We start from the raw sequence: 26,686 nt of genomic DNA on the forward strand, positions 1-26,686 counted from the left end.
GAGCGACAGCCATGGGTCGCGAAGAGTTCGTTTTCCTGCTGATCGGTCTCAAATGGACGGTGCTGTTGTCCGCCGTCGGCTTTGTCTGCGGATGCATTGCGGGGCTGGGCGTGGCCCTGGCGCGCACATGCCAGATCCCGCTGTTGGAGCGCGTGACCGCGGGCTACATCGCGATCTTCCAAGGCACACCGCTGCTCATGCAGCTCTTCGTCGTCTACTACGGTCTGGCCCTCATCGGCATGAAGCTTGACGCGTGGGTCGCCGTGGCCATCGGCTTGACGCTTCATGCAAGCGCGTATCTCGGCGAAATCTGGAGAGGCGCGATCGATGCGGTTCCGCGAGGACAGACGGAGGCCGCCAAGGCTCTCAGTCTCAAATACGTCTCGCGCATGAAGGACATCGTACTGCCGCAGGCGCTGCGCATCTCGCTGCCCGCAACGATCGGATTTCTCGTCCAGCTCATCAAGGGCACTTCCCTCGCCTCGATCGTCGGCTTTACCGAACTGACGCGGGCAGGGAACATCATTTCCAACCAGATCTTTCAGCCGCTGACGGTCTTCGGCGTCGTCGGTGCGCTGTACTTCCTGATGTGCTGCCCGCTGACGATCTTCGGCGCGCGACTGGAACGCAAATTCGCAGCCTCGGCGCGCTGATCGGATCACGGCCGTCCCGGCGATTTTTGGAGACTTGAACGATGAATACGTCCGATCTGGCTTCGACAGGTCATACGATGATCACGATGAACAACGTGGAGAAGTGGTATGGCGCGTTTCATGCGCTCCACGACATCAACATGTCCGTCCACAAGGGCGAGAAGATTGTTTTGTGCGGGCCTTCCGGCAGTGGAAAATCCACGCTCATTCGCTGCATCAACCATCTCGAAACCTACCAGAAGGGGGAAATCCGGGTCGGCGGCATTCTGTTGGGCAACCAGTCGAAGGCAATCGACGCCATTCGCCGCGAGGTGGGCATGGTTTTCCAGCAGTTCAATCTCTTCCCGCACCTGACTGTGCTTCAGAATTGCATGCTGGCGCCGATGCGGGCGCTTGGCCTTGGCAAGGCGGAGGCTGAAGAGCGCGCACGCTCGCTGCTCGGTCGGGTCAAAATCCTCGAACAGGCCAACAAGTATCCGTTGCAGCTTTCCGGCGGCCAGCAACAGCGCGTGGCCATAGCTCGAGCCCTCTGCATGCGGCCGAAGATAATGCTGTTCGACGAGCCGACGTCCGCGCTCGATCCGGAGATGGTCAAGGAAGTGCTCGACACCATGATCAGCCTCGCCGATGAGGGCATGACGATGATCTGCGTCACTCATGAGATGGGCTTTGCTCGCCAGGTGGCCGACAGGGTGATCTTCATGGCGAGCGGCGCCGTCGTGGAGGAGGCGCCACCAGCCGAATTCTTCACCAACCCCAGACACGAGCGGACGCGCAAGTTCCTCGGAGAGATCCTGCGCAACTAGATCGAACCCATTGCCGCGTCGGCCCGGCCCAGACGATCGGGTCCATCCAAGAGTTCAATGACATGATTACCGGCACAACGAAACTCATCGCGCACCTTGGCTACCCCACGGAGGCGTTCAAAGCCCCGCTGATATACAATCCCTATTTCCAACAGGCAGGTATCGATGCCGTCGTCGTGCCGATGGGATGCAAGCCAGCCGACTACCCTTCGTTTCTGAAGCTTGTTTTCCGCCTTTCCAATATTCACGGTGCGCTGATTACCATGCCGCACAAGGTCACGACGATGCGGCTGCTCGATCGGACGTCTACCAATGCCAAGGTTGCGGGGGCTTGCAACGCGGTTCGCCTCGGACCGGAGGGAGAACTGATCGGCGACATGTTCGATGGCGAAGGCTTCGTACGCGGACTTCTGCGAAAGGGCCGGCAGGTCACTGGGGCCAGCGTCCTTATTGCCGGCGCCGGCGGCGTCGGCTCCGCGATCGCGGCCTCGCTCGCAAATGCCGGTGTCGGCAGGATCGCGCTTTTTGATCCTGAGGATGCATCGATGATGAGCTTGGGCGAGCGGCTTCGAACGCATTACCCCAACGTTCACGTCACGACTGGCTCAAACAACCCCGATGGCTTCGACATTGTCGTCAACGCGACGCCGCTTGGCATGCAGAAGAATGACCCGCTACCCTTCGACGTCGCCCGCCTTTCTTCCTCGACCTTCGTCGGCGAGGTCGTGATGAAGGAGCAGATGACGCCGCTTCTGCAGGCTGCCAAGGCGCTTGGATGCGATTATCAGGTTGGAACAGACATGCTGTTTGAGCAAATTCCCGCCTATCTCGAATTCTTCGGCTTTCCGACGACGACAGCGGAACATTTGCGTTCGCTCGCAAAGCTTGGCTGAGCTCCTAGTGACAAGGATCGAGCGATCCTCCTATTCTTCAGGGCAGGGAAATTTCTTCGGGAATGCCCGATTGACGGCCGAACTCATCGAGGTCGTGCCCTTCAACTCGTGGGTATCGAGCCAATGGCACAGCTCTTGGGCAACCTGCGCGGCACTCGATGTCGGTATGCAGTATTCCGGTAGAAGCCGTTCTCTCAGGCGTTCCCATGACGCCGCGCGGGTCGGCTGCGAACGGATGCTCTCATAGAACCTGCGTTCGAGATATGCCCGGCTGTCCAGCAAGCCGGCCATATAGTTTGTTGCGCCTTGCTGGTCGCTCTTGCACAGAGCCTGGAACTGCTCGACGGTCACGAAGTTCGCCGCCAAGGCGGAATTGCTCATCGGCAGCATAAGAAAAGCCAGGAAGAAAAGAGGATGGATACGCAAGGAACGACTCCTGCAAATTCGCACGATCTCTTCTTCTAACCATCGCTGCCTTTTATACCACCCCGCACATCCCGGAAAACGGCAAACAACAAACGCAAGTCGCCTCGCACGACATGGTGACCATCGTTGCGCTCAGCATTTTATCGTAAATTGGGCGGCCGGTCCCGTGGAAGGCTGGCCGGAGGCTCATCGCAAATTACACCGTTCCGGCGTGGTCCGAGGCAACAACGATGCCCCTTAAACCGTCACCTGTCCGGAGTTGCATGCCCACCACTCGCCAAACACACCTGCGGTTGTCGACTTTTGCAGCCGAACCGGGGGGCCTCATTGTTCGGAAGAGCCGCCAAAGAGTATCTTCCGGAAGCGTGCTTCCGCCGCAGATGTTTTCTTGTCGACAAGTTGTGTACGTGTAAAATATAAAAAGACCGACATCGCCCAATGGTGATCCCGTTTTTCTATCAAGGAGTCGACATGTCTTTGCCCGCGCTTCCGCCGTTTATCGACTACACCGAACGGCTGGCGCGACTGCAGCGGCTGCGCGAGACCATGAGCGCAGCCGGCGTATCGGCAGTGTTGCTGGGCTCATCAGAAAGCCTGCGCTATTTCACCGGTCTTGTCTGGCATCAGAGCGAACGGCTGCTTGGCGCCCTTATCACGTCAAACGCCCTGACATACGTCGTTCCCGGCTTTGAACTCAGCCGCGTTGAGATGCTGCCGCATCTTCCGGGCGATCTCGCCACCTGGGAAGAGGAGCAGAGTCCGGCCGATCTGGTTGCCTCGTTGGCCGGTTCAAAGGGAAAGGTGGCGCTTGACGATAGTCTGCCGCTATTTATCTATCACGCACTGGCAGCGAGCCTCGGCGCCGAACGCCTCGTGGATGGCACACGCATCATTCGCGATCAACGCGCGCGGAAGTCGGCCTCCGAGATCGCCTTGATCCAATACGCCATGAACCTGACGCTCGAGGTTCACAAGCGCGCGCATTCGATCATGCGGCCCGGCGTCCGCGCATCCGACGTAGTGCGATACATCGACGAGCAGCATCGAGCCCTCGGCGCGACGATTGGCTCGACATTCTGCATCGTCTCCTTCGGCGCGGCCAGCGCGTTGCCGCATGGCGCCGATGGCGACCAGGTTCTGGAGTCCGGCCAGGCGATCCTCGTGGATACCGGAACGCGCATCGACGGCTATCATTCCGACCTGACGCGCACCTACATGATCGACGAACCCGACGCGGAGTTCGCCCGGATCTGGTCGATCGAACGTGAAGCGCAGCAAGCCGTTTTCGACGCCGCCTATATCGGTGCCCCCTGCCACACTCTTGATGACGCGGCGCGTGCCGTTCTCGTCCGGCACGGGCTCGGCCCCGATTACCGCCTTCCGGGTCTGCCTCATCGCGCCGGGCATGGCCTCGGGCTTGAGATCCACGAGGAGCCCTACATCGTTCGCGGCAACACCACGCCTCTCGAAGAAGGCATGTGCTTCTCCAACGAGCCTATGATCGTTCTGCCTGAATTGTTTGGCATTCGACTGGAGGATCATATCCACATGACGTCCGAAGGTGCCAAGTGGTTCACCCAGCCGGCGACGAGCCCGGCCGAACCTTTCGCCTGAGCCGAAAGCCGGCCATCGTTGCGAACGAGTCCGGGCAGCGCCCGGACATCGTTATGCGTGCGCGGCAAATTGAATCGTCGCACGCACGGCAGCTTCCCATCCCTTGACCAGCGCACGGTTCCATTCCGTATCGGTGGATGGCGAAAAGCTTTCGCCCGCCACCCATTCCGCGGCAAAGCGACTCGGTTCGGGCCAGCAACCCGCCCCATAGCCGGCCAACCATGCCGCTCCGAGTGCGGTGCTTTCCGCCGACTGCGCCCGCTGCACACCAACGCCGACGATATTGGCAAGCCGCTGCATTGCCCAATCATTCTTCGATACGCCACCATCGACCCGCAATAGGGACAAGGACGCCTCCGGCCAGTCGCCCTTCATCGCGTGCATCAGGTCGTAGGTTTGCAGGCAAATGGAGTCGAGGGCCGCGCGCGCCAGTTCGGCCGGACCGGAATTTCGTGTCATGCCGAACAGCGAAGCGCGTGCCGACGGATCCCACCAGGGCGCTCCGAGACCGGTGAAGGCCGGAACGAGATAGATCTGTTGCTGAGCGTCTGCCTTTGCAGCTAGATCGGCGCTCTGGCCGGCGTCGGAAATAATGCCGAGACCATCGCGCAGCCACTGGATGGCCGCACCGGCGACGAAGATCGAGCCCTCCAGCGCATAGGTGATCTCCGGTCCGATCTTGTAGCCAATCGTCGTCAAAAGTCGGTTCTTGGATGTGATCCGCTCGGTGCCGGTATTCAGCAGCGCAAAGCAACCCGTGCCGTAGGTTGCCTTCATCATTCCAGGCTCGAAGCACGCCTGCCCGATCAGCGATGCATGCTGGTCGCCGGCAACACCCCGGATGGGAATCTCGGCACCGAGGATGCTGCGCTCGGTAACCCCGAAGGTGTCAACGTTGTCGAGAATCTCAGGCAGAAGGGACCGAGGGATGTTGAAGCACTGCAACAGATCCTCGTCCCACTGGCCGGTTGCGATGTCGCATAGCATCGTCCTACAAGCATTGGTGATATCCGTGACATGCTTTCGTCCTCCCGTCAGGCGATAGACGAGCCAGCTGTCGACTGTTCCGAAAGCGAGGTGGCCGGCATCGGCAGCAGCGCGGGCACCCGCGACATTGTCGAGGATCCATGCGATCTTGCTGGCCGAGAAATAGGCATCGATAAGAAGACCGGAGCGTGTGCTAATGAGCTCAGCCGCCCCTTCGCGACGAAGACGATCGCAGGCTTCAGCCGTTCGACGGTCCTGCCATACGATGGCATTGTGGATCGCCTTGCCTGTTCGCCGATCCCATACAACCGTTGTTTCGCGCTGGTTGGTAATGCCAAGTGCGGCAATCTCGGCTGCCGTCAGGCCGGCATTGGCAATTGCGCCGCGCGCCGTCTCGACGGTTGTGCGCCACAAGTCTTCCGGATTGTGCTCCACCCAACCGGACCGCGGAAACTGCTGCGGAAATTCCTGTTGATCGATACCTTTCGCACTGAAATCGGAGGAGAACACGATGGACCGCGTGGACGTCGTGCCTTGGTCAACTGCCAGGATAAAGCCGTTCTTCATTTTCCAATTCCGTTCGGGCGTTAAAGAGACGACGCAAAGCTTGAGCCCCCGGCGGCCAGCGCCTTACCAGCATCGTCTTCTAGGCAGCCGACATTTGCCGGCTGCCTTTTGTCACTTGAGTAAGGTGGATGGCGGATCAGATGCCCGCGACGCAGACGTACTTCAGCTCGAGGAAGCCTTCGATGCCGTACTTCGAGCCTTCGCGGCCCATCCCCGACTGCTTGATCCCGCCGAACGGCGCCATCTCGTTGGCGATCATGCCGGTGTTGACGCCGACCATTCCCGCCTCAAGCGCTTCCGAAACCCGCCAGACACGCGCCATGTCGCGGGCGTAGAAATAGGATGCAAGCCCGAACTCGCTGTCGTTAGCCATCGCGATGACGTCCTCCTCGTTCTTGAAGGAGATAATAGGAGCGAGTGGCGCAAACGTCTCTTCCTTGGCAACCTTCATCGCCTGCGTCACGCCTGCGATCACGGTCGGCTGATAGAAGTTGCCGCCAAGGTCGCTCCTGCTGCCGCCGGTAAGAAGCCTGCCGCCATTGGCAAGTGCGTCGGCAACATGCTCTTCCATTTTGGCCACCGCACGCTCGTCGATCAGAGGCCCCTGGCTGACACCGTCCTCGGTGCCGCGGCCAAGCCTCAGCTCGGAAACCTTTGCGAGCAGCTTTTCCGTGAAGGCCTCGACGACGCTCTCCTGCACATAGATGCGGTTGGCGCAAACGCACGTCTGACCGGCGTTGCGGAACTTGGAAATCATCGCGCCGGCGACTGCCGCATCGATATCTGCATCATCGAAGACGATGAACGGCGCATTGCCGCCGAGTTCGAGAGACAAGCGCTTGATGCCGTCGGCGGCTTCCTTCATCAGCCAGCGGCCAACGCCGGTCGAGCCCGTAAACGTGATCTTGGCAACTTTCGGATTGTGGCAAAACTCAAGGCCGATCGGCTTCGCTTCACCTGTGACAACCGAGAAGACGCCCTTTGGCACGCCTGCGCGCTCTGCCAGCACGGCAAGCGCCAATGCCGACAGCGGCGTCTGTGACGCCGGCTTCAGGATCATGCTGCAGCCGGCGGCAAGTGCAGGCCCAGCTTTGCGGGTGATCATGCCGTTCGGAAAATTCCATGGCGTGATCGCGGCGCAGACGCCGACGGGCTGCTTCAGAACCATGATGCGTTGGCCGGGAGTGGCACCCGGAATGATGTCGCCATCGATGCGCTTTGCCTCTTCGGCAAACCATTCGAGATAGGCGGCGTTCGAGACGACTTCGCCCTTGGCTTCTGCGAGCGGCTTGCCCTGCTCTGTCGTCAGGATGAGAGCCAGGTCGTCGGCATTTGCGACAATGAGGTCATACCAGCGCTTCAGAACCTGAGCGCGTTCCTTCGCCGTTTTCCGCGCCCATAGCTTTTGTGCAGTTTCAGCGGCATCGATTGCCTTCTGGACAACGGAGCGATCGAGATCCGGTACGTTTGCGATCACAGAGCCGTCGAAAGGGTCGGTCACGGCAAACGTCTTGCCGGTTGGCGATGAAATCCATTCGCCGGCAACGAATGCCTTATCGGTCAGAAGAGATTGGTCTTTGAGCGAAAGTGTGGATGCAGTCATGACAGACCTCCGATGATCTTGAAGAGAGCGGGTAAGGCGAGCGACAGGCCCGACAGGAGAAGAAGGCCAAAGGCCACGCGGCGCAGCGACAGGTTCGAAATCGGCGGCGGCCAGCGCTTCGCCGCGAACGTTACGAGAATGACAACGGGGATCGCCAGCAAGCCCCACCAGAAGCCGGTTTGCGGCATGTCACCCGCTAATGCCACCACGGCAAGGCGAATGACGGCGTTCATCGCAAACACCGCGACAAGCGTTTCCCGGATCGTCGGCTGCGGTAGCGGCTGACGATAGAGATGATAGACGAGCGGCGGTCCGGCGGTGGAGAAGAGCCCTCCCATCAATCCGGCAACGGCGCCGAAGAATGCGAAGGATCCGGCCGACGACAGACTGGCAAGCGGTGTCGGCTTCATCGCCAACTGGATGCTTGAGATGACGATCACCGCCCCGAGCACGACTTTCAGCCAGTCGATCGAAGCGGCCGCCATAAGACCGAGCAGCCAATAGCCGACGAAAAGCATGAGAATGCTTGCGACAATGATCGGCACGAACTCGCGCACGGCAATGTCACGCCAGCCTTTGGCCAGCACCTGGGCGGCATTGACGAACGTTAGGCAGCTGACAAGGACAGCTGCGTCAGGCACGGCAATAACGCCGGTGAGCCCGACCCCACCCATCATGATGAGGCCGAATGCAAATCCTGTCAGCGTCTGCAGGTACGCAGCGACCGCTGAAAGTAAAAGCAAAATGCCCAGGCCATGCGGATCCATCGCTAGAGCGTCCGCAGCTCGGCAAATCGGCCAGCGAAAGGAGAATCCGAGCGATAGAAGACCGGCGGTTCGCCGAGCGGCGAAGCGACAGTTATCTCCTTACCGCCACTGTATTGCTCGCCGCTCCAGGCGTGCGTCCAGCTGGAGCCTTCCGGCAGGTACACGGTGCGCTCGCTTTGGGCAGCCTGCCAGATCGGCGCGACCAGCACGTCGGAGCCATAGAGGTAGCTATCCTGGATTCCGTAGGTGTTGCGGTCGTGTTCATAGTGCAGGAACAGTGGACGCTGCACCGGCAGCCCCTTTGCCGCGGCTTCGGCCGAGAGCGTTTTCAGGTACGGCGCCATATGCACGTAGATACCGGTCATCCGGGCAAAGTGCGCAAGCACCTCCGGGTCTTGATCGATCTGCACGTTGTCGCGGGGCCGATTGCCTTCATGGCTGCGCATGACGGACGTGAAGGCTGCCATCTCGGCCCAGCGCATCAGAAGCTCGGGGGTGCGGACGTTGCCGAAGAGGCTGGTATATCCGCCGATATCGGAATGGTGATAGGCGTTGCCCAGCAGGCCGGCTGACAGGGCCGCGCAGATGACAGTCACTAGGCCATCATGGCGAGAGAAATCGACCGACTGGTCGCCGCCCCACAGAAGCGGGCAGTGCTTCTGCACGCCAGTAAAGCCGGCACGCATGAAGAACAATGCCTCGCCAGTCTTGCCGCGGCTTGCCACAGCCTTGGCATTCACCTCGGCCCACAGCGTCGGCCATTGATTGTGCATGATCTTCGCGTCGACGCCATTTGCCAGCTCGACGTCGATCGGCAGATATTCACCGAAATCCGCCATCCAGCCTGACAGGCCGTAGTCGAGCATTTTGCCGCCGATCACGGAATCGGCAAACCAATCGGCGGCCGCCGGATTGGTGAAGTCGACGACACCGCAGTCAAACTCGCCAAAGTCCACGAGGGCGGTGCGGCCAAACTCGTCCTTCGCGAAGTAGCCGGCCTTCTCGGCTTCCTCGAACAGCGGCCCGTCGACGCAGAGATAAGGGTTGACGTAACCCAGGAAACGAACGCCCTCTTCGTGGAGCTTGTCAATGCGCTGGCGAAGACCGGGGTAGCGCTCTTCATTCGCCTGCCAGTCCCAGAACAGTCGGGCGCCGAAGGATGTGTGACGAAGCCCAACCCAATCCTCACACCAGAGGCCGGAAACCTTGACCCCGGCCTCCTTCATCTTCTCCAGGCGAGTGAACGAGTTCGTGCCGTCCTTCAGGCCGATGATTGCGCCGTTGTAGACCCACTCAGGCAACTGCGGCTGTCTGCCAAAGCGCGCGGAGAGAATTTCCACGAGTTCGACGAACGTCGCTGCTCCGTAGAGCTCGATACGCTCGGGCACCGCCCAAGCCTCGATCTCGTGAAATGTCATGCGCCTGAAATCGAACACCGAATAGGCGCTCGTCTCGACGTGCAGGGCATATCGGTTGGACGAGATGTAGGTCGGCTGCGGGTAATTGGTGTTGTAGTAGTCTCCGCCCGCCTTGCCTTCGACATTCGACTTGAAGGTTATCTCGCTCGCCTTGTCGCGGCCGACGCCGGGTTCGGATGTCCACAGCGGGAAGCGGCGCCCGCGCATGTCGAAATAGGACATCTGCTCGCCACCGCCCCAGACATGCTCGTCATGATCGGCAACGACGCGCATCCAGAACCGATTGATCGACGAATCCTCGGCCGCGAACTCCAACGCCGTGCCCTTAAGCCTGATCACAAGACGGGCGGGCTGCCCTTCGCGCTCGCACAGCGTCACCGTGTCACCATCGACGACCGCATAACGCAGCGCGCTGCGTTCGATCACGTAGTCCTCGATGTCGAAGTTGCCGCGATACATGTCCATGCGCTCATCGCCGTGACCAACATAGAATGCAGGCGTCGAGGCGCTGTGGCGCAGGACGGCGTGGCCGTTCAGCGAAATGGTAAAGCCGGTGGGTGTTGTTTCGAGTTTCATGTCCGTCATGCTCAGTTTTGTGTGAGGCCAGCGTCGACGACGAAGTTCGCGCCCGTGCAGCCGGCGCTCTCGTCAGAACCAAGGAAGAGCGCCATGCGAGCGACGTGTGTTGCGTCGAGGCGGAATTTCAGTGCCTGCAGATCGATAAACTGCTGGTTTTGTTCGGGTGAGGTCCAGAGCTTCAGCTGGCGCTCTGTGACGATCGCGCCCGGCACGATGCAGTTAACGCGGATTCCCGATGGCCCAAGCTCGCGTGCCAGCGTCTTGGTCATGCCGTTGATAGCGGCCTTCGCCGTCGTATAGCCGACCATGCCCGGGCGACCGCGCATCCAGGAAATCGACCCGAGCATGATGACCGAGCCACGGGCCTGCTCGGCCATGAGGCGGCTGGCTGCCTGGGTTACAAAAAACTGATGATCGAGATTGAGCGCAAGCGCGCGGCGCCAATAGTCCGGCTCGACGTCGCCGATCGCGTGGCGATCGTCCTTGCCGGCGTTATTGATCAGCACGTCGATGGCGCCGTGCCTGTCTTCGACGGTGCCGACCGCGCTCCGGAGCCGTTCGATATCCGTAATGTCGCCGGCGTGGAATTCGGCCCCCGTCGCCGCCGCAGTGCGCGCGCCGCCCTCGGCATCAATGTCGATGAACGACACCTTTGCGCCTTGCTCGGCAAAGGCTTTCACCATTTCTTCGCCAATGCCCGACGCACCGCCGGTGATCAGCACATTGCGGCCATTGAGCGAGGCGTAGCGGACGGAATCGTAAGTCGACGACATGAGAGGATCTCACACTTCGGGATCAAACAGAGTTTTGGGAAGACCGGCGACCTCGGTGCGCATCGAAAACAGCGCTCCCGACAGCGGGTATTTGGCAAGCTCGGCGTCGGAGCGCCCGACGCGCGCGCTGGTGCAATAGAGCGTTTTCATATCTGGTCCGCCGAACGTCACCATGGTCGGGCAGAGAGCCGGGACCTGGTATTCCGCCAGCATATTGCCGTCCGGATCATAACGCTGGACCCGTCCGCCTTCGAAAAGCGCCGTCCAATAGCAGCCCTCAACGTCGACTGCGCCGCCGTCCGGCCGGCCTTTGTCGGTATCGTTCCCGAACTTGGCGAAGACCTGCCGATTGCTGGCCGTGCCGCGCGTCGGCTCATAATCGAAGGTGTAGAGCGTGTAGCGAAGCGTATCGGAGTGATAAAGCCGCTTTCCATCCGGCGAGAATGCAACCCCGTTCGAGGTCAGCAGGCCGGAAGCGAGCGAGGCAAGCCCGTCGCGATCGAACCGGTAAAGGCTGGCGATCCCCCGTTCCCGCGTCTCGTCGACAGTACCCGCGACAAAGCGTCCCGCCGGATCGACCATGCCGTCATTGAAGCGACTGATCGCCTGGTCCTCGGGATTGTCGGCAAGCTTGCGCAGGAGCGCGCCTTTTTCGTCGAGAAGCCATAGGCCGGAGCGGAGACCCGCAATGAACCCACCACCCTTTGCAAGCCCGATGCATCCGACTTCCTCGGGCAGCTTCAGGGCCATCAATTGCTGCGACAGCGGATCGAAGCGGTGGATTCGGCAGGCCTTGATGTCGACGAAATAGAGCACCTGCTCGGTGACTGACCACAGCGGGCACTCGCCAAGAAGGGTGTTCGCCTCAAGAACGGATGTGAAGCCGGTGCTCACCGTCGCCACCTCAGTAAGCGGCGGCCGGCAATGCCGGCTTGGCCGCGCCGCCATTCAAGACGCCAAGCCATTCATTGGCGCGGCCGGTCATCATCGCAAGGTCGGAAGCGATCGCCGCAAAGCTGTAGCCGTATCCGATAAACCTCTGAACCATCTCGGGGTTGGGCCCGACGATGCCGATCGGCTTGCCGGCGGAACGCGCGTCCTTCGCGGCCTTCTCGATCAGTGCCTGAACCTCGGGGTGAGCGATATTGCCGATGTGTCCCATCGCCGCCGACAGATCACCCGGGCCGACGAATACACCGTCGATACCCTCGACAGCGGCGATGTCAGGCAGTCGCTCGATCGCTTCGGGCGTTTCGAGCTGCACGATCGTGCAGATCTGATCATTGGCACGCTTCAGATAGTCGGGGATCGTGCCGAACTTCGAGCCGCGGTGAACGGCAGCGACACCGCGAACACCGAGTGGCGGATAGCGCGTATACGACGCAGCAGCTTTTGCTTCCTCCGCTGTCTGGACGAAAGGCAGCATGACTGTACGTGCGCCGGCATCGAGGACGCGCTTGACCAGCACCTGATCATTCCAGGCAAGGCGAACGACGGGTTCAGCCGGCGTGCAGCCAACGGCCCGTAGGATCTGGGCGAGGTCGGAGACCTCGATCGGCACATGCTCCATGTCGACCACGAGGAAATCGAAACCTACGTAGCCAAGGGCCTCTGCCGTCGACGGCGCTGCGGCCATCAGCCACGTACCAAGGGGAGTGCGTTCGCCAGCTTCAATCCAGCTCTTGAAATTGTTGGTGAGGCTCATGCTCGTGTCCTTAGAAAATGACCGGATCCGGCACGACGGCCGTTCCGCTCAGGAAATCGAAATCGCAACCCTGGTCCGCCTGGCTGACATGCTGCTGGTAGAGAGCGGCAAAGGAGCGCTGATAGACGGGTGCCGTAGGCTTCCACTCACGACGGCGCCGTTCGAGTTCGGCCTCGTCGACCTTCATGTTGATGGAGCCGGCAGCAACGTCGAGTTCCACCAGATCGCCGGTCTTTAGCAGAGCAAGCGGGCCGCCGATTGCGGCCTCTGGAGAGACATGCAGAATGCAGGTGCCGTAGTGCGTGCCGCTCATGCGTCCGTCGCAGATGCGCACCATGTCGCGCACACCCTGCTTGAGGAGTTTTTTCGGGATCGGCAGATTGCCCCATTCCGGCATTCCGGGCGCCCCGACGGGACCGGCATTACGAAGGACGATGACGGTATCTTCGGTGATGTCGAGATCGGGATCATCGAGGGTCTTGTTCATGACCGCGGGATTGTCGAAGACAATTGCGGGACCGACATGCTTCAGGAACTTCGGATTGGCGGCCGACGATTTCATGACCGCGCCATTCGGAGCGAGGTTTCCGCGCAATACCTCGAGCGTCTTGCCGCGCGACAGCGGCACTACGGGATTGTCTTCGCCGCGGATGACGTCGTCATTCCAGCATTCGGCATCGGAAATGTTGTCGCCGAGCGTGCGTCCGTTCACGGTCAGGCAGTCAAGCTCCAGCCGATGCGAGAACTTCTTCAGGAGTGCCAGCAATCCGCCCGCAAAATAGAAATCCTCCATCAGGAACTCGCCCGAAGGGAACACATTGGCTGCGACGGGGACCTTTGCGGCCATCGCCGCCATGTCGTCGAGCGTGAGTGAAACGCCGGCACGCTTGGCCATGGCGACGAGGTGGACGGCGGCATTGGTCGAGCCACCAAGCGCCATATAAGCGACAAGTCCATTGAAGAAGCTTGCGCGATTGAGGATGTTGGAGGGCTTCAGATCCTCCCAGACCATCTCGACGATCCGCACGCCGCAGGCAGACGCCATGCGCGGATGTCCGGAATCGACTGCCGGGATCGAGGAGGCGCCCGGCAGCGTCAGGCCCATGGCGTCGACGATCGAAGTCATTGTCGAGGCCGTGCCGATGGTGTTGCAGGTGCCGGCCGAGCGGGTCATGCGGCTTTCGAGATCAACCCAATCCGACTGGGTGATATTTCCGGCCCGCAGTTCGTCCCAGTACTTCTTGGTATGGGTTCCCGCACCGGTCTTCGTACCGCGCCATTGTCCGTTCGACATCGGACCGGCCGGACAGAAGATAACGGGAATGTCCATCGAGATCGCGCCCATCAGAAGCGCCGGCGTGGATTTGTCGCAGCCGCCAAGCAGAACAGCACCGTCGATCGGATGCGATCTGAGCAGTTCCTCGCATTCCATCGCCAGGAAGTTGCGATAGAGCATGGTGGTCGGCTTGACCATGACCTCACCGACCGAGAGGGCCGGCATCTCGACCGGGTAGCCGCCGGCCTGCCAGACGCCACGCTTGACCGCCTCGGCGCGATCGCGCAGGTGGGCGTGGCAGGGGCTCATTTCGCTCCAGGTGTTGATGATGCCGATGACCGGCCGTCCCACGAACTCGTCGCGGCGCATGCCCATCTGCTGGGTACGCTGGCGATGCGCGAAGCCACGCATGTCGTCGGAGGCAAACCAGCGCTGGCTGCGAAGGTCGGCAAGATCACGTTTTGCTTTCACGCCGGTCATCCCTTGATACCGCCTGCTGTCAGACCGGATACGACGCGCTCCTGGAAGATAACGATCAGGACGGCGACCGGCACGATACCGACCACGAGTGCGGCTGAAATCACCGGCCACGGGAAGGCAAACTCGCCTTGATAGAGCTGGATGCCGACAGGAAGCGTGCGAAGCTGCGGATTGGAATTGAACGACAGGGCGAGGAGGAATTCGTCCCAGGCATTGACGAAGGCGAGGATGCCGGCGGTGAAGACGCCAGGTGCACAGAGCGGCACCACCACCTTGAACAGCGCACCAAGCCGCGTGCAGCCATCGATCATCGCGGCGTTCTCGAGATCGCGCGGAATTCCCTCGAAGAACGACACCAGCATCAGCGTGCATACCGGCAGGCTGAGCACAGTGTATGGCAAGACCAGTGCCGTCCAGCTGTTGAGGAGGTTCAGCGTCCGCATGATTTCGAAGAGCGGGACGAGCAACGTTACCAGCGGGAACGTCGAGACAGCGATGATGGCTGCAAGAATGAGCCCGCGACGCTTCAGGTTCAGGCGTGCGAGAGCGTAGGCTGCGAGCACCGAGATAAGCAGCGTCAGCACGGTCGAGAGGAGCGCCACCATGAGACTGTTGAACAGAAACAGGTGAAGCGGCTGGTCCGAAAAGGCCTGCATGTAATTCTGCAGCGTCGGCGCGTGCGGAAACCAGGTGATCGGCTTGGCTGTCAGCTCGCCTTCCGTTTTCAGCGAGGTGAACAGGATCCACATCGCTGGAAACATACCGTTGACGAGCAGGATGATGGCGGCGATCGCGCGAAGCGGCTTGCCGGAAAGAAGGCTGCCAGACCCCGATGCAGTGGTGGTGGTCATTGCGTTACTCCTTGGTGCGGATCATGCGCAGGTAGACGGCGGTGACGCACATGGAGAGCGCGAACATCACGACGGCAAGCGCGGAGCCGTAACCGAGATCGAGGAAGGAGACGGTGTTCTGGTGGATGTACATGGCAAGTGTCGCCGTGGACGTACCGGGACCACCACCCGTCATCATGTAAGGGATATCGAAGGTCTGCAGCGACGTGATCGTACGGAAGATCAGGGCAACGACGATCGAAGGCTTCAACAGCGGCAGCGTGATCTCGAAGAACTGGCGGAAACGACCGGCACCGTCGACATCGGCTGCTTCATAGAGCGAACGCGGGATGGTCTGCAGACCGGCCAGGATGATCAGCGCCATGAAGGACGAGGTCTTCCAGATGATCGTCAGGCAGATTGCGGCAAATGCCCAGTTCGGCGAATTGAACCAGATGACGCCGGGCAGACCGAGGCGGTTCAGGACATCGTTGACGACGCCGTACTCGGAATGGAAGAACCACGCGAAGATCAGGCCGGCAAAGGAAAGCGGAAGAGCCCAGGGGATCAGAAGCGACAGGCGAACAGGCCACTGGGTGCGAAACGGCAGGTTTGCCATCAGCGCTAGCCCAAGCCCGACAATGAGTGCGCCCGGAACGGTAATCAGGGTGATGAGCACGGTGTTCCAGGTGGTTTCCCAGAAGACCGGATCGTCGATCATCAGCTGGTAGTTTTCGAAGCCGACGAACTCGGCCGGCAGGCCCGACGTTAGCGACAGGCTGAAGAAGCTCGTATAGGCGAGCCGACAGACAGGGTAGACGATGATCAAGGCAAGCAGGAGGGCCGCCGGAGCAAGCAGGAGGATGGCCAGCGATCTATCACTGAGGTCCAGCCACCGCACCCATGCAGCCTGGCGCGGCTCGTCATCGGCGCTGATCTTGAGGGAGGTTGTGGTCGCCATGGCAAGTGTTCCGGTCCATCGGGTGGTTTAGAAGGGCGACCGGAGGCCGCCCTCTACGATTGATCAGCGAAGGATGCGCTTCAGCCGAGACTCGATCTGGGTTGCGCCCTCTTCCGGCGTCGAGACGCCGGCAAGAACCGCGTTCACGGTGGTGCGGATCGTTTCGCTCACCTCGTTATAGCGAGGGGTAACCGGGCGTGGCTTGGCGGTCTCGACAACCTGCAGCGCATCGGCAAACCAGGGAGCGGACTTCGTCACGTCGCCATCCTTGTAGAGATCGGCATAGGTCGGCAGCAGCGATGCGTTGATCGCCATGAACTTCGAAACCTCGGAGCTCGATAGGTAGGAAACAAGCTTCTTGGCTTCATCCTGATGAGCGGAGAAGGCCGAAACGCCCCATTCCCAACCGCCGAGGCACGTGGCGGATTCACCGCCCGCCATTGCCGGCAGGCGAGCAACGCCAACCTTGCCCGCAACAGCCGATTCCGCTCCCTGCGACTGTGCCCATGCATAGGACCAGTTCACTGCGAAGACGACGTTGCCGGCCTGGAATTCCTTGCGGGTGTCATCGGTTGCCACTTCGGCAATATTCTTCTTGGCCGTGCCGTCATCGGCAAAGCTCTTCCACAGCGCGAGCGACTTGACGGCCGCATCATGATCGAAGGACAGACGACCGTTGTTCGTCAGAGCCTTGCCCTGGCTCCAGTACGGCAGCAGGAAGGTGCAGACAGCGCCTTCGATTGCCTTGCCCTGGAACGACAAGCCCTGAAGATTGGGATTCTTCTCGCCGTCGGTGATGGTCTTTGCGGCGGTCTTCAGCTCGTCCCAGCTCTTCGGCGGCTGGATGCCATACTTGTCGAGCAGATCCTTGCGGTAGTAGAGGAACTGCGCATCAGCGAAAGCCGGCAGCGCAACGGTCTTGCCACCCACGGTGTTGGCTTCAGCGTATGCCGGCAGGTAGGAAGAAAGATCCTTGCCTTCGACATCGCTGGTCCAGCCGGCAGCAGCAAACTGAGCAGGACGGATGACATCAAGGATCAGCACGTCCAAGGACGGATCCTTGGCCGACATCACGGTGTTCAGGTACTGCGCCTGCGCTTCGGACGTGTTGCCGCCCGTCTCGATCGTTACCTTGACGCCCGGCGTCTTGGCTTCGTACTGATCGAGCGCCTTGCGCCATACGTTCGGCTGGTGCTGGCTCGAGATGTAGATCTTGAGCTCGGTATCGGCGAGCGCCGGTGCGGCGAAACTGAAGATGGTGGCACAGGCGAGCGCGGCGGCTCTAATGTTGCGGTTCATGCTTTCCTCCCATTGAAAGTTCATAAGGGTCGGGCGCGCAAGCGCCTGGACGTTAGTGGATGGCGCGCTCGCTGGCGGCGTCGAAGAGATGAATCTTCGATGGATCGATGCCGACCGTGAGAGTCTCGCCAACCGTCGGGCGAACCTCGGGCGGCATGCGCGCTGTCAAGGTGGCGTCGCCCATGGCAAAGTGAACGAGAGTATCGGAGCCCAGCGGCTCAACGACCTGCACACGACAGTTGAGGCTTGCACCGCCAGACTGTGTCGGAACGAAATGCTCCGGCCGGATACCAACGATGAATTCACGGCCATCGACGGCAGACAGGCCATTGCCCGCTATTGCCGAAAGCGGAAGCAGATCGCCATTCGGCAGATGCAGGTTGGAGCCCTGCGCCTTCGCCTTGGTGAAATTCATCGCCGGCGAGCCGACGAAGCCGCCGACGAAAACGCTGGCCGGACGGTTGTAGACCTCATCCGGCGTGCCAACCTGCTCGATATCGCCGCCCTTGAGAATGACGATACGATCGGCAAGCGTCATGGCCTCGACCTGATCGTGGGTCACGTAGATGATCGTCGTGCCAATGGTCTGGTGCAGCCGCTTGATCTCTGTGCGCACCTGGCCGCGCAGCTTTGCATCGAGGTTCGAAAGCGGCTCATCGAAGAGGAACACCTGCGGGCGGCGGACGATCGCGCGCCCCATGGCGACACGCTGACGCTGACCACCAGACAACTGGCCTGGACGGCGGTCAAGCAGATGGGCAATTCCGAGCATATCCGCCGCCTGGCCGATACGCTTGTCGGTTTCGGCCTTGCTCATGCCGCGAACCTTGAGGCTGAAGCCCATGTTCTCGCGGACGGTCTTGTGCGGATAGAGCGCGTAGTCCTGAAACACCATCGCGATGTCGCGTTCGCGCGGTGCCAGCTTGTTAACGACCCGGTCGCCGATCCGGACTTCACCGTCCGTGATGGATTCCAATCCTGCGACCATTCGAAGGGTCGTGGACTTTCCACAGCCGGACGGACCGACGAACACGACGAACTCGCCGTCGTGGATCTCCAGATCGATGCCCTTAACAATGCGCAGTGCGCCATAGCTCTTGTCGAGCTTTCTCAAACTTACCGAGGCCACGATTTCCTCCCAAAGCGCGATGCAGTCTGTCGCTCATCGCTGTATCAAGGTGGGCTTATCATAGCGCTACGATTTAAGAAGATCAAGACCCGATGTTTTGCGCTTGTTTCAGAAGCAATCGGCAGAACGCTTATCGATCCTGAAAGCGGATCAAATTGCTTATTTTCAATAGTTTAGTTGAATTGACGAGAATACCCGCCTTGCATTTTCGCTGTTCACCGCCTATCATCATCGAACTTTGCAGCGCTGCGAAATTGAGGCAAGCCATGGAAGCGACAAAGCGGCACCGCCGCAAGATGCAGAGCGTGACGATGATGGATGTGGCCGAGCGCGCGCAGGTATCGCCGTCAACGGTTTCGCTCTATCTGCGCAAGCCCGACGCCGTTTCGGCCACGGCAAGCCGCGCCATCGCGGAGGCGATCGACGCGCTCAGATATGTCCCCAACCTCATGGCCGGGGGACTGGCCGCTGCATCCTCTCGCGCTGTCAGCGTTATCGTCCCGTCCGTTCGCAATGCGTTTTTCGCGGAAACGGTCGCGACCATGCAGGCCGAGCTCGGCAAGGAGCGCCTGCAGGTCATGCTGGGACATTCGGAATATAGCGAGCGCGAGGAGGAGAACCTCGTCAAAATGGCGCTGTCATGGAAACCCGCGGCTGTCGTCTTGACCGGCCTATCGCATAGCGCAACGACGCGCAGGCTCTTGAAGGACGGCAATGTGCCGGTGCTCGAATTATGGGAGCTGGGACGCGAGCCGATCGATATGGCGGTCGGCTTTTACCATGAACAGGTCGGTAGCACTGCCGCAACACATCTTGTCCAGCGAGGCAGAAAGCGTCTGCTTTTCCTCGGAGCGCGACTGCAGGAGGACAGAAGGGCGACATTGCGCGCCGATGGTTTCCTGAAGACAGCTCGGGAGACGGAAGGCGTCAGCGCCGAGATCGTCCAGCACCCGGCTCCCGCCAATGCCGCGATCGGTGCCATGCTGCTCGCGGAGGCGATCAGAAAGTATCCTGACATAGATGCGGTCGCCTGCTCGAATGACCACATCGCGCTCGGCGTCATCTTTGAATGCCAGCGGATCGGCGTGCAGATTCCAGAGCGCTTGTCGGTGATAGGTTTCGGCGACCTCAGCTTCAGTGCCGCATGCAATCCCGCCCTGACGACGATAAGGCCACCCGGCGACCTTATCGGCACAGAGGCAGCACGCCTTATTCTCGATCGGATACACGAATCCGGCAGGGCAGCTTCCTCGGTCATCGATACGAGGTTTACCCTTCTGCAGAGGCAGAGCAGCTAAGCTTATAATGTTCGGGAAACAGACCGGTTAGAGGACTGGCGCCACCGGCGCAGCGCCAGTCAATGGAATCAGATCAGTTGTCGTATTCTCTGCAGGCGTCGCTAATGGATGCGCCGCTTTCGCCACCGCGCGTATCAACGCCCATGCCCTGCTGCGGCATGCCCGGACAATTGAGTGTCTTAGGCTCGGTTACAATACTTTGGGTGGTCGTCGGATCCACACCCGGCGAAACAACGATCGGATGTGTGCCGTTATCGCCGCTCGTGTAATCTGACGAAAAGCTGGGGCTCACTGAGCCGCTGTTTGTCGGGCCTGCGTCCATGTTGGACTGAGCATAGGCCGAACCGGCAAGACCAAGGGTTAGCGCGGATGCCAACAGGATGTAACGACGCATAGCGTTTTCTCCTCATTTTGCTTTGGTAACGTTGAGAAAACCCATGGCATTGCGCATTGTTCCCCGATCTCCCCGCTCGATCTGAATGGTTAACAATCTTGCAAATTTGAGGCTGCGCGCGACCGGCGTTTACCTTTTGTTAACCAAATCGGCACTAAATCGGATCAACGATTTCTTAACCTAGATGACCAAAGTGCTAACAGACGCTCGCTCGATCCGTATCAAGGGCCGCTCTTTCCTGGCGGTCATGCTGTCGCCCGACCTTCCCTTCGATGATTGGTTGGTTCGCCTGGACGATCTGGCCGCCCGATCCGCCGGCTTCTTCCTCGGAAGACCCGTCGTTCTCGATGTGACGGACCTGCCGATCGATCGGAAACAGTTGAAGGAACTGATTTCCGAGCTGGCGGCCCGCAACGTCTCGATCATGGGAATCGAGGGTGGGAGGCCGTCGGTCCTCGGCCCTGGCATGCCACCGGCGCTCAAGGGCGGCAAACCGGTTTCCGACTTCGATCTGCCGAAGCAAGAGGCCGCGGCAGCACCCGAAGCCGCCTCCGTTCAAGCCGAGAGCCGGCCAACCTTGCAGTCGATCGTCATCCGCGAGCCGGTACGATCCGGCCAATCGGTCATCTTCCCGGAAGGGGATGTGACGATCATCGGATCGGTCGCATCCGGCTCCGAGATCGTCGCCGGTGGTTCGGTTCATATCTATGGAACGCTGCGTGGCCGCGTCATGGCCGGTTCGCTTGGAAATGCATCGGCGCGTATCTTTTGCCGCAAACTCGAGGCCGAGCTGGTGGCCATCGACGGAATCTACAAAACAGCCGAAGACATGGCTCCCGAGCTGCACGGACAATCTGTTCAGCTTTGGCTCGAGGGCGATGCGATCAGAGCAGAGAAACTTATCTGAGCCGAGGCCCGGCCGGAAAACAGGAGAGTAAGATGGGGAAAGTCATCGTCGTCACCTCGGGTAAAGGCGGAGTGGGCAAGACAACCTCCACCGCCGCGCTCGGGGCAGCTCTGGCTCAGCAGAACCAGAAGGTCGTTGTCGTGGATTTCGACGTCGGCCTCCGGAACCTCGACCTCGTCATGGGAGCCGAGCGCCGCGTGGTCTACGACCTGGTCAACGTGATCCAGGGCGACGCCAAGCTGTCGCAGGCGCTGATCCGCGACAAGCGATTGGAAACGCTGTTCCTTCTGCCCGCCTCCCAGACGCGCGACAAGGACAACCTGACGCCTGAGGGTGTCGAGCGGGTCATCAGCGATCTGAAGCGCCATTTCGACTGGATCATCTGCGACAGCCCGGCCGGCATCGAACGCGGCGCCACGCTCGCCATGCGCCATGCCGACGTCGCCGTGGTCGTTACCAATCCTGAAGTCTCCTCTGTTCGCGATTCCGACCGCATTATCGGTCTGCTCGATTCCAAGACGGTCAAGGCGGAACGCGGAGAGCGGATGGAGAAGCACCTGCTTCTCACGCGATACGACACGACGCGCGCGGAGCGCGGCGACATGCTCAAGGTGGATGATGTCCTCGAGATCCTGTCGATTCCGCTGCTCGGCATCGTGCCCGAGAGCACCGACGTCTTGCGCGCTTCCAACATCGGCGCGCCCGTAACACTCGCCGACGCCCGCAGCGCTCCGGCACTCGCCTATTTCGAGGCTGCTCGCAGGCTCAAAGGCGAAGATCTGCCCGTTACGATACCGGGCGAAAAGCGCGGCATCTTCGGCAAGATCTTTGGTCGGAGGGCAGCAGCATGAGCATCTTCAAGCTTTTCAACAAACAGCGAACGGCGCCGGCAGCGCGAGAGCGCCTGCAAGTCCTGCTGGCTCACGAGCGTATCTCGGCCAGCTCCGATCTGGTCTCCATACTGCGCGAGGAAATTCTCGCCGTCATCGCAAAGCACGTCGAGCTCGATAACGACCGGGTTCACGTCAAGATCGATCGCGACGAACATATGTCGATCCTTGAGATCGACGTCGAAATTCCTCTGAAAGGCAACGCAAAGGCCGCCTGAGAGCACAGACTTCACCAGCCGCCACAGCTCTACTTGGGCCGGTCATTCAAATTGACCGGCCTTTTTGCGGAGAGCTTGCAGCTCTTCATTTCCTACACCTGTCGGTCGAGGAATTACCCTTTCGGATAGGGGTGTTAACTTCCCGTTAACTATGACGGCCTAGCCTCGATAACGCTTTTTCCCAAGGAGACGCCGCTGCGAAATTCCGCGCCGGCGTTGTAGAATCAGAAGGTTGCCAGCACGTCGCGCGATGATGAACTGGCAGACGTTTCCGAGGAGACGAAGATGCCACTCGTGGCCATACCTGGAAAAATCAAAGTGATCGGGCGGCAAGCCATTATCGTCATGGACGCTGGCAACGCTCATAAGGCTGTTCATATAACCGAAGACGCAATGGACGGCGTGGACACGCGCTCGGCAACATTTCCGGCCGCACAGATGACGGTTTTCGAGAAGGTTGCAAGCCTGAAGTTCGAACGGGGTGAGCTCGCCTTCGATGGCGATATCTGGATCACCGAAGAGGACATCTGCAACTGGGGACACAACCGCCCTCACTAGGCCGGAAGAGCTTGGCAGCGAAAGGCAAATCCCTCCCCACCGCTTTTTTGCTTGCCGCTCTTGATTTTCACGGATGACGGTGCCATTTAGCGCTCACCACCCGTATCGACGGCCTGCAGTGTAACCCTCAAGGTTGCGGCGTTTGCTGTCCGGGAAAGAAAAGGCGCTCCCCGAAAGGGTTGAGCGCCTTTTTCGTCTGTGCAACATCTTCAAATCAGAATCATCTGGTGACGAGGGCACAGCAGGCGCCATGAACGAAAACATTATTCCATTTCGAAAGCAGAAACCCCCTCGCAAGCCGCGTCCAACGAAGCTGCTGGTGGCGCTGGCAATTATCGCCTTTTTCATTGCGGCGTGGGCTTACTTCTACCTTGTCGGTCAGCCTCATCCCGCTCAGTAAAGCGGCAGACCGGCCCCGTTATGGGACCGGTCTTTTGATTCAGGGCAGCGCATAGGCGATGACATAATCGCCGCGGTCGGGCGACTGACGCGCTCCACCGGCGGATATCACGACATACTGCTTGCCTTTCTTGGGCGACTTGTACGAGATCGGGCCGCCCTGGCTGCCGACCGGGAGCCTTGCTTTCCAGACCTCCTTGCCGGTCGAGCTGTCAAACGCGCGCAGATAATAGTCCTGCGTGCCGGCGATGAAGACTAGACCGCCCTGCGTTGCCAGCGTACCGCCGAGCGTCGGCATGCCGATCGGGATCGGCAGTCCCATCTTGATACCGAAGGGCCCGGTGTCCTGCACCGTGCCGACAGGAACCTGCCACTTGATCTGGCGCGTCTTCATATCGATTGCCGTGAGGCTGCCGAACGGCGGCTTCTGGCAGGGGATTCCAAGAGCTGACAGGAAGCGGTTCTTGTTGACCGCATACGGCGTGCCCTTCATCGGCACGACGCCCATGCCGGTGTTGACGGCTTCGCCGCCGCTGCTGACCGCATCGGTCGGTGCAGCTTCGACCATCTGGATCCACAGACCGAGCCGCATATCGTTGGCGAAGATCGTTCCGGTCGTCGGATCCGTGGACAAGCCACCCCAGTTCATTCCACCGAGCGAGCCGGGGAAGCTCAGGGACAAATCGGTGTCCGGCACCGTATAGAGCCCGTCATAGCGCATTCCCTTGAAAGCGATACGGCACAGCAGCTGATCGAAGGGCGTTGCGCCCCACATGTCGGATTCGGTCAGCGTTTCCGCACCGATCTGCGGCATGCCGACGGATTTCGGTTGCGTCGGTGCATAAGGCTCGTTTGCAACCTTGCCCGGCCTGACGGCGACATCTTCGACCTTTGTCAGCGGCTTGCCCGTGGCGCGGTCGAGAACGTAGAGCTGTCCGGCCTTTGTGCCAAAAACCAGAGCGGGCGTCGTCGTCCCATCTTCATTCGAGAAATCGATGAGGCTCGGCTGCATCGGGACATCGAAGTCCCAAAGATCATTGTGGACGGTCTGATAGACCCACTTCTCCCGGCCGGTCGTCGCATCGAGAGCAAGCATGGAGGCACCATACTTGTGGTCGAGCGCCGTGCGCGTCACACCGTAAAGGTCGACGGACGGGCTGCCGACGGGCATAAAGACTGTGTTCGAGGCTGCATCATAGGACATCGAGGCCCACACATTCGGAGTCGACCGGGTATAGGTCTTACCTTCCGGCGGCAACTTCGTGATGTCCGGATTGCCTGGGTCGAAAGCCCAGCGCAGCTCGCCGGTGACGACATCGAAACCGCGCATGACGCCACCAGGCATGTCGACCTGGACGTTGTCGGCAATGCGACCGCCAACCACCACCGTCGTGCCGGCAAGCGTCGGCGCCGAGGTCAGTACATATTGCGGGTCCAGCGCATCTCCGAGACCGATCTTGAGGCTGACGCGGCCATTGTTGCCGAAGTCAGGGCAAAATGCCCCCGTGTCCGCGTCGAGTGCGATCAGCTCTGCGGTGATCGTGTTCATCAGAATGCGGCGCTGGCACAGTGCGCCGTGTGCCACGGCCACGGATGTGACAGGTGTCGAGTCCGGAAGGGTCGGCTGTTCGAGCGCACGGGTTGCATCGAAATAAGCGAGACCGCGGCAACGCATCCATACGGAAGACTTCGCGTTGATCTCGTTCTTCCAGATTTCCTTGCCGGTGTCGGCATCGATCGCGATGACATTGTTGTGCGGGGTGCAAAGGAAGACCCGATCACCAACCTGCAGCGGTGTATCCTGATCTTCCGCGCCGTTGCCATCAGGGCTAAGCGGCGTATCGCCGGTTTGGTATGTCCAGGCGACCTTCAGGCCACTGATATTGTCGCGGGTTATCTCGTCGAGAGCGACGAACCGACTGCCGCCCGGCGTGTTGCCATAGGCTTCCCAGTTCTTCTGCTCCTTTGCCGCGTCGACTGGCACCAGTGGTGACGGCGTATTCGAAAGGGCGACCGTTGGATGCGGCATGAACATGCCGACGAAGGCGACGCCGGAGACAATTGCCAGAACCGCGGCGATGGCAAACGAGGACAGGTAAGCCGGGGCAAGACCGCGCGCCTTGCGAAGAAGCGGGTTCGAGATAGCGATGACCACGCCACCGACACCGAACGCAAGCAGCCGCGAGATCAGCGGCCAGAACTCAAGGCCCGCGTCCCATATCGCCCATGCGGCCGTCAGCAGGATCACAAGCCCAAAGAGAAGCGCGCCTGCGGGCCTGCGCATCACAATCAGTAGTCCCGAAACAACGATCGCGGTTCCGCTCAACAGGAAGTACAGGCTGCCGCCCAGCGTGACGAGCTTGGCGCCGCCGATGGCGAGGAAAAGACCAGCGAGGATGAGGATTGCGCCGAGGAGGCTTAGCCAGGCCTTCGAAAGAAATGACAGGGGTTGATTTGGATTGGTCATGGATGCTTCCAACTCCGTTCTGGTTTCTGACCGAGACAGCTGGAAAATTTGAACACGCTGGAGATCAATGCGATGTGCACGGCGCGGGTCCTCTTCATTCGGTCGAATGAGCGCCGCGTCGGCTGAAGGTCCGACGTATCTCGGCACCCTGGGGGATTGAGATCTAACCAACGCCCTCCCTACGCTGGTAAATGCAGCATTGCTGCAATGCCAGCATATAGAACCCACGCAAGCTTGCTGACAAGCACCAAGAAATAGGTGGTCGACAGTTACCCTAAGCGCCCAAACGCGCTCTCCGCATCGCAAGCCTCCACATTCAAATGGTGGCGACATTTCCACTTGATGCTTGCGAAGCGACTATGTTTGTGAAATTCGAGACCGGTCCGCTCGCGGCGCTGCCGGAGCGCGTGTGCCCTGTCGGATCCTGCTCTGCAGGTTAACTACTTTTGGTAGGAGAGGTAGCGCGTACGCACAACTTACCGCGCGAAAATGATACTGCCGCCGACTCCTGAAGAATTCGTGAACAAGGAATAGTTATATGGACACGGAAACCGTCACCATTGAGAACCGCAACGACTTCGCCCAGTGGGCGATCGAACGAGCGCAGGCAATCGTCGCCGAGCAGGGCGGCAATCTGGCAATCGCCGCCCGTGACATGGACGAGAGCGCAATCGCCGAGGCGGGAAATGCGCTTGGCGTTGCAATTGCCGAGGCTATGCTTGAGGTCTTCGATGGCCTGATGCCTGGGGAAGACGAATAAGCCTCCGGCTATCCCCGCAGGATCCGAAC

At 60.3% G+C, this 26,686-nt stretch carries 26 protein-coding genes; 11 read left to right on the forward strand and 15 right to left on the reverse strand.

All coding sequences use genetic code 11. The features are described 5' to 3' along the window. Positions 1 to 11: 11 nt before the first annotated feature. The 3 genes from ASE04_RS06570 to ASE04_RS06580 all read left to right on the forward strand — a co-directional run bounded on the left by ASE04_RS06570 (position 12) and on the right by ASE04_RS06580 (position 2,352). Positions 12 to 653, forward strand: a complete 642-nt coding sequence (locus tag ASE04_RS06570; protein ID WP_056813895.1) for an amino acid ABC transporter permease — start codon at positions 12 to 14, stop codon at positions 651 to 653. A 77-nt stretch (positions 654 to 730) separates the two neighbouring features. Next, the gene (locus tag ASE04_RS06575) at positions 731 to 1,459 is read left to right on the forward strand and encodes an amino acid ABC transporter ATP-binding protein (RefSeq protein ID WP_156408720.1); all 729 of its coding nucleotides are present in this window, start codon (positions 731 to 733) and stop codon (positions 1,457 to 1,459) included. Between the two features lie 62 nt (positions 1,460 to 1,521). Next, positions 1,522 to 2,352 carry a shikimate dehydrogenase family protein gene (locus ASE04_RS06580; RefSeq protein WP_056813901.1) on the forward strand — a complete coding sequence of 277 codons (831 nt, stop codon included), beginning with the start codon at positions 1,522 to 1,524 and terminating at the stop codon, positions 2,350 to 2,352. 30 nt (positions 2,353 to 2,382) lie between these two features. Here ASE04_RS06580 and ASE04_RS06585 read toward each other — a convergent pair whose 3' ends face one another. Next, on the reverse strand, positions 2,383 to 2,778 hold the full coding sequence (locus ASE04_RS06585) for a Rap1a/Tai family immunity protein (RefSeq protein ID WP_056813904.1): 396 nt from the start codon (positions 2,776 to 2,778) through the stop codon (positions 2,383 to 2,385). 471 nt (positions 2,779 to 3,249) lie between these two features. Here ASE04_RS06585 and ASE04_RS06590 point away from each other — a divergent pair, with 471 nt between their 5' ends. Further along, a complete protein-coding gene (locus ASE04_RS06590) occupies positions 3,250 to 4,392 on the forward strand; it encodes a M24 family metallopeptidase (protein WP_056814097.1) in 1,143 nt (380 codons plus the stop codon). Between the two features lie 51 nt (positions 4,393 to 4,443). Here ASE04_RS06590 and glpK read toward each other — a convergent pair whose 3' ends face one another. The 12 genes from glpK to ASE04_RS06650 all read right to left on the reverse strand — a co-directional run bounded on the left by glpK (position 4,444) and on the right by ASE04_RS06650 (position 18,766). Beyond that, positions 4,444 to 5,946: a glycerol kinase GlpK gene (glpK, locus tag ASE04_RS06595; RefSeq protein ID WP_056813906.1), complete on the reverse strand. Its 1,503-nt coding sequence runs from the start codon at positions 5,944 to 5,946 to the stop codon at positions 4,444 to 4,446. Positions 5,947 to 6,082: 136 nt separating this feature from the next. Continuing rightward, positions 6,083 to 7,549 (reverse strand): NAD-dependent succinate-semialdehyde dehydrogenase, encoded by a 1,467-nt coding sequence (locus tag ASE04_RS06600; RefSeq protein ID WP_056813910.1) that lies wholly within the window; start codon positions 7,547 to 7,549, stop codon positions 6,083 to 6,085. Beyond that, positions 7,546 to 8,316 carry a sulfite exporter TauE/SafE family protein gene (locus tag ASE04_RS06605; RefSeq protein ID WP_056813913.1) on the reverse strand — a complete coding sequence of 257 codons (771 nt, stop codon included), beginning with the start codon at positions 8,314 to 8,316 and terminating at the stop codon, positions 7,546 to 7,548. The genes ASE04_RS06600 and ASE04_RS06605 overlap by 4 nt, the downstream gene beginning before the upstream one ends. A gap of 2 nt (positions 8,317 to 8,318) precedes the next feature. Further along, positions 8,319 to 10,310, reverse strand: a complete 1,992-nt coding sequence (locus tag ASE04_RS06610) for an alpha-glucosidase (protein WP_056814098.1) — start codon at positions 10,308 to 10,310, stop codon at positions 8,319 to 8,321. 11 nt (positions 10,311 to 10,321) lie between these two features. Then, on the reverse strand, positions 10,322 to 11,086 hold the full coding sequence (locus ASE04_RS06615) for an SDR family NAD(P)-dependent oxidoreductase (protein WP_056813916.1): 765 nt from the start codon (positions 11,084 to 11,086) through the stop codon (positions 10,322 to 10,324). 9 nt (positions 11,087 to 11,095) lie between these two features. Beyond that, on the reverse strand, positions 11,096 to 11,980 hold the full coding sequence (locus ASE04_RS06620; RefSeq protein ID WP_056813919.1) for an SMP-30/gluconolactonase/LRE family protein: 885 nt from the start codon (positions 11,978 to 11,980) through the stop codon (positions 11,096 to 11,098). A 10-nt stretch (positions 11,981 to 11,990) separates the two neighbouring features. After that, complete coding sequence (locus ASE04_RS06625; protein ID WP_056813922.1) at positions 11,991 to 12,791, reverse strand: HpcH/HpaI aldolase family protein; 801 nt, start codon at positions 12,789 to 12,791, stop codon at positions 11,991 to 11,993. A gap of 10 nt (positions 12,792 to 12,801) precedes the next feature. After that, positions 12,802 to 14,547 (reverse strand): L-arabinonate dehydratase, encoded by a 1,746-nt coding sequence (gene araD, locus ASE04_RS06630; protein WP_056813925.1) that lies wholly within the window; start codon positions 14,545 to 14,547, stop codon positions 12,802 to 12,804. Beyond that, positions 14,544 to 15,398, reverse strand: a complete 855-nt coding sequence (locus tag ASE04_RS06635) for a carbohydrate ABC transporter permease (RefSeq protein WP_056813929.1) — start codon at positions 15,396 to 15,398, stop codon at positions 14,544 to 14,546. Before ASE04_RS06635 ends, araD begins: the two co-directional genes overlap by 4 nt. Before the next feature lie 4 nt (positions 15,399 to 15,402). Further along, the gene (locus ASE04_RS06640; protein WP_056813933.1) at positions 15,403 to 16,338 is read right to left on the reverse strand and encodes a carbohydrate ABC transporter permease; all 936 of its coding nucleotides are present in this window, start codon (positions 16,336 to 16,338) and stop codon (positions 15,403 to 15,405) included. 63 nt (positions 16,339 to 16,401) lie between these two features. Beyond that, the gene (locus ASE04_RS06645) at positions 16,402 to 17,637 is read right to left on the reverse strand and encodes an ABC transporter substrate-binding protein (RefSeq protein WP_056813936.1); all 1,236 of its coding nucleotides are present in this window, start codon (positions 17,635 to 17,637) and stop codon (positions 16,402 to 16,404) included. 52 nt (positions 17,638 to 17,689) lie between these two features. Next, on the reverse strand, positions 17,690 to 18,766 hold the full coding sequence (locus ASE04_RS06650; protein ID WP_056813940.1) for an ABC transporter ATP-binding protein: 1,077 nt from the start codon (positions 18,764 to 18,766) through the stop codon (positions 17,690 to 17,692). Between the two features lie 266 nt (positions 18,767 to 19,032). Between ASE04_RS06650 and ASE04_RS06655 the strand changes: the two genes are divergently transcribed. After that, on the forward strand, positions 19,033 to 20,064 hold the full coding sequence (locus ASE04_RS06655) for a LacI family DNA-binding transcriptional regulator (protein ID WP_056813943.1): 1,032 nt from the start codon (positions 19,033 to 19,035) through the stop codon (positions 20,062 to 20,064). A gap of 73 nt (positions 20,065 to 20,137) precedes the next feature. Here the strand turns inward: ASE04_RS06655 and ASE04_RS06660 are convergent, their stop codons facing one another. After that, positions 20,138 to 20,458 carry a hypothetical protein gene (locus tag ASE04_RS06660; RefSeq protein ID WP_056813946.1) on the reverse strand — a complete coding sequence of 107 codons (321 nt, stop codon included), beginning with the start codon at positions 20,456 to 20,458 and terminating at the stop codon, positions 20,138 to 20,140. Between the two features lie 184 nt (positions 20,459 to 20,642). Here ASE04_RS06660 and minC point away from each other — a divergent pair, with 184 nt between their 5' ends. From minC to ASE04_RS31145, 5 genes are all read left to right on the forward strand, one after another. Continuing rightward, positions 20,643 to 21,365 (forward strand): septum site-determining protein MinC, encoded by a 723-nt coding sequence (gene minC, locus ASE04_RS06665; RefSeq protein ID WP_056813950.1) that lies wholly within the window; start codon positions 20,643 to 20,645, stop codon positions 21,363 to 21,365. A 32-nt stretch (positions 21,366 to 21,397) separates the two neighbouring features. After that, entirely contained in the window at positions 21,398 to 22,216 is an 819-nt protein-coding gene (gene minD / locus ASE04_RS06670) for a septum site-determining protein MinD (RefSeq protein WP_056813953.1), read from the forward strand. After that, the gene (gene minE, locus ASE04_RS06675; RefSeq protein ID WP_056813956.1) at positions 22,213 to 22,473 is read left to right on the forward strand and encodes a cell division topological specificity factor MinE; all 261 of its coding nucleotides are present in this window, start codon (positions 22,213 to 22,215) and stop codon (positions 22,471 to 22,473) included. Before minD ends, minE begins: the two co-directional genes overlap by 4 nt. Before the next feature lie 285 nt (positions 22,474 to 22,758). After that, positions 22,759 to 23,031, forward strand: a complete 273-nt coding sequence (locus ASE04_RS06680; RefSeq protein ID WP_056813959.1) for a hypothetical protein — start codon at positions 22,759 to 22,761, stop codon at positions 23,029 to 23,031. Between the two features lie 250 nt (positions 23,032 to 23,281). After that, positions 23,282 to 23,431 (forward strand): hypothetical protein, encoded by a 150-nt coding sequence (locus tag ASE04_RS31145; protein WP_200960690.1) that lies wholly within the window; start codon positions 23,282 to 23,284, stop codon positions 23,429 to 23,431. 39 nt (positions 23,432 to 23,470) lie between these two features. Here ASE04_RS31145 and ASE04_RS06690 read toward each other — a convergent pair whose 3' ends face one another. Further along, positions 23,471 to 25,897 carry a glucose/quinate/shikimate family membrane-bound PQQ-dependent dehydrogenase gene (locus ASE04_RS06690; RefSeq protein WP_056813965.1) on the reverse strand — a complete coding sequence of 809 codons (2,427 nt, stop codon included), beginning with the start codon at positions 25,895 to 25,897 and terminating at the stop codon, positions 23,471 to 23,473. A 538-nt stretch (positions 25,898 to 26,435) separates the two neighbouring features. Here ASE04_RS06690 and ASE04_RS06695 point away from each other — a divergent pair. After that, on the forward strand, positions 26,436 to 26,657 hold the full coding sequence (locus ASE04_RS06695) for a hypothetical protein (protein WP_056813969.1): 222 nt from the start codon (positions 26,436 to 26,438) through the stop codon (positions 26,655 to 26,657). The last annotated feature ends 29 nt before the right edge of the window (positions 26,658 to 26,686 follow it).

This window comes from Rhizobium sp. Root708, assembly GCF_001429725.1.
GTDB lineage: Bacteria > Pseudomonadota > Alphaproteobacteria > Rhizobiales > Rhizobiaceae > Rhizobium.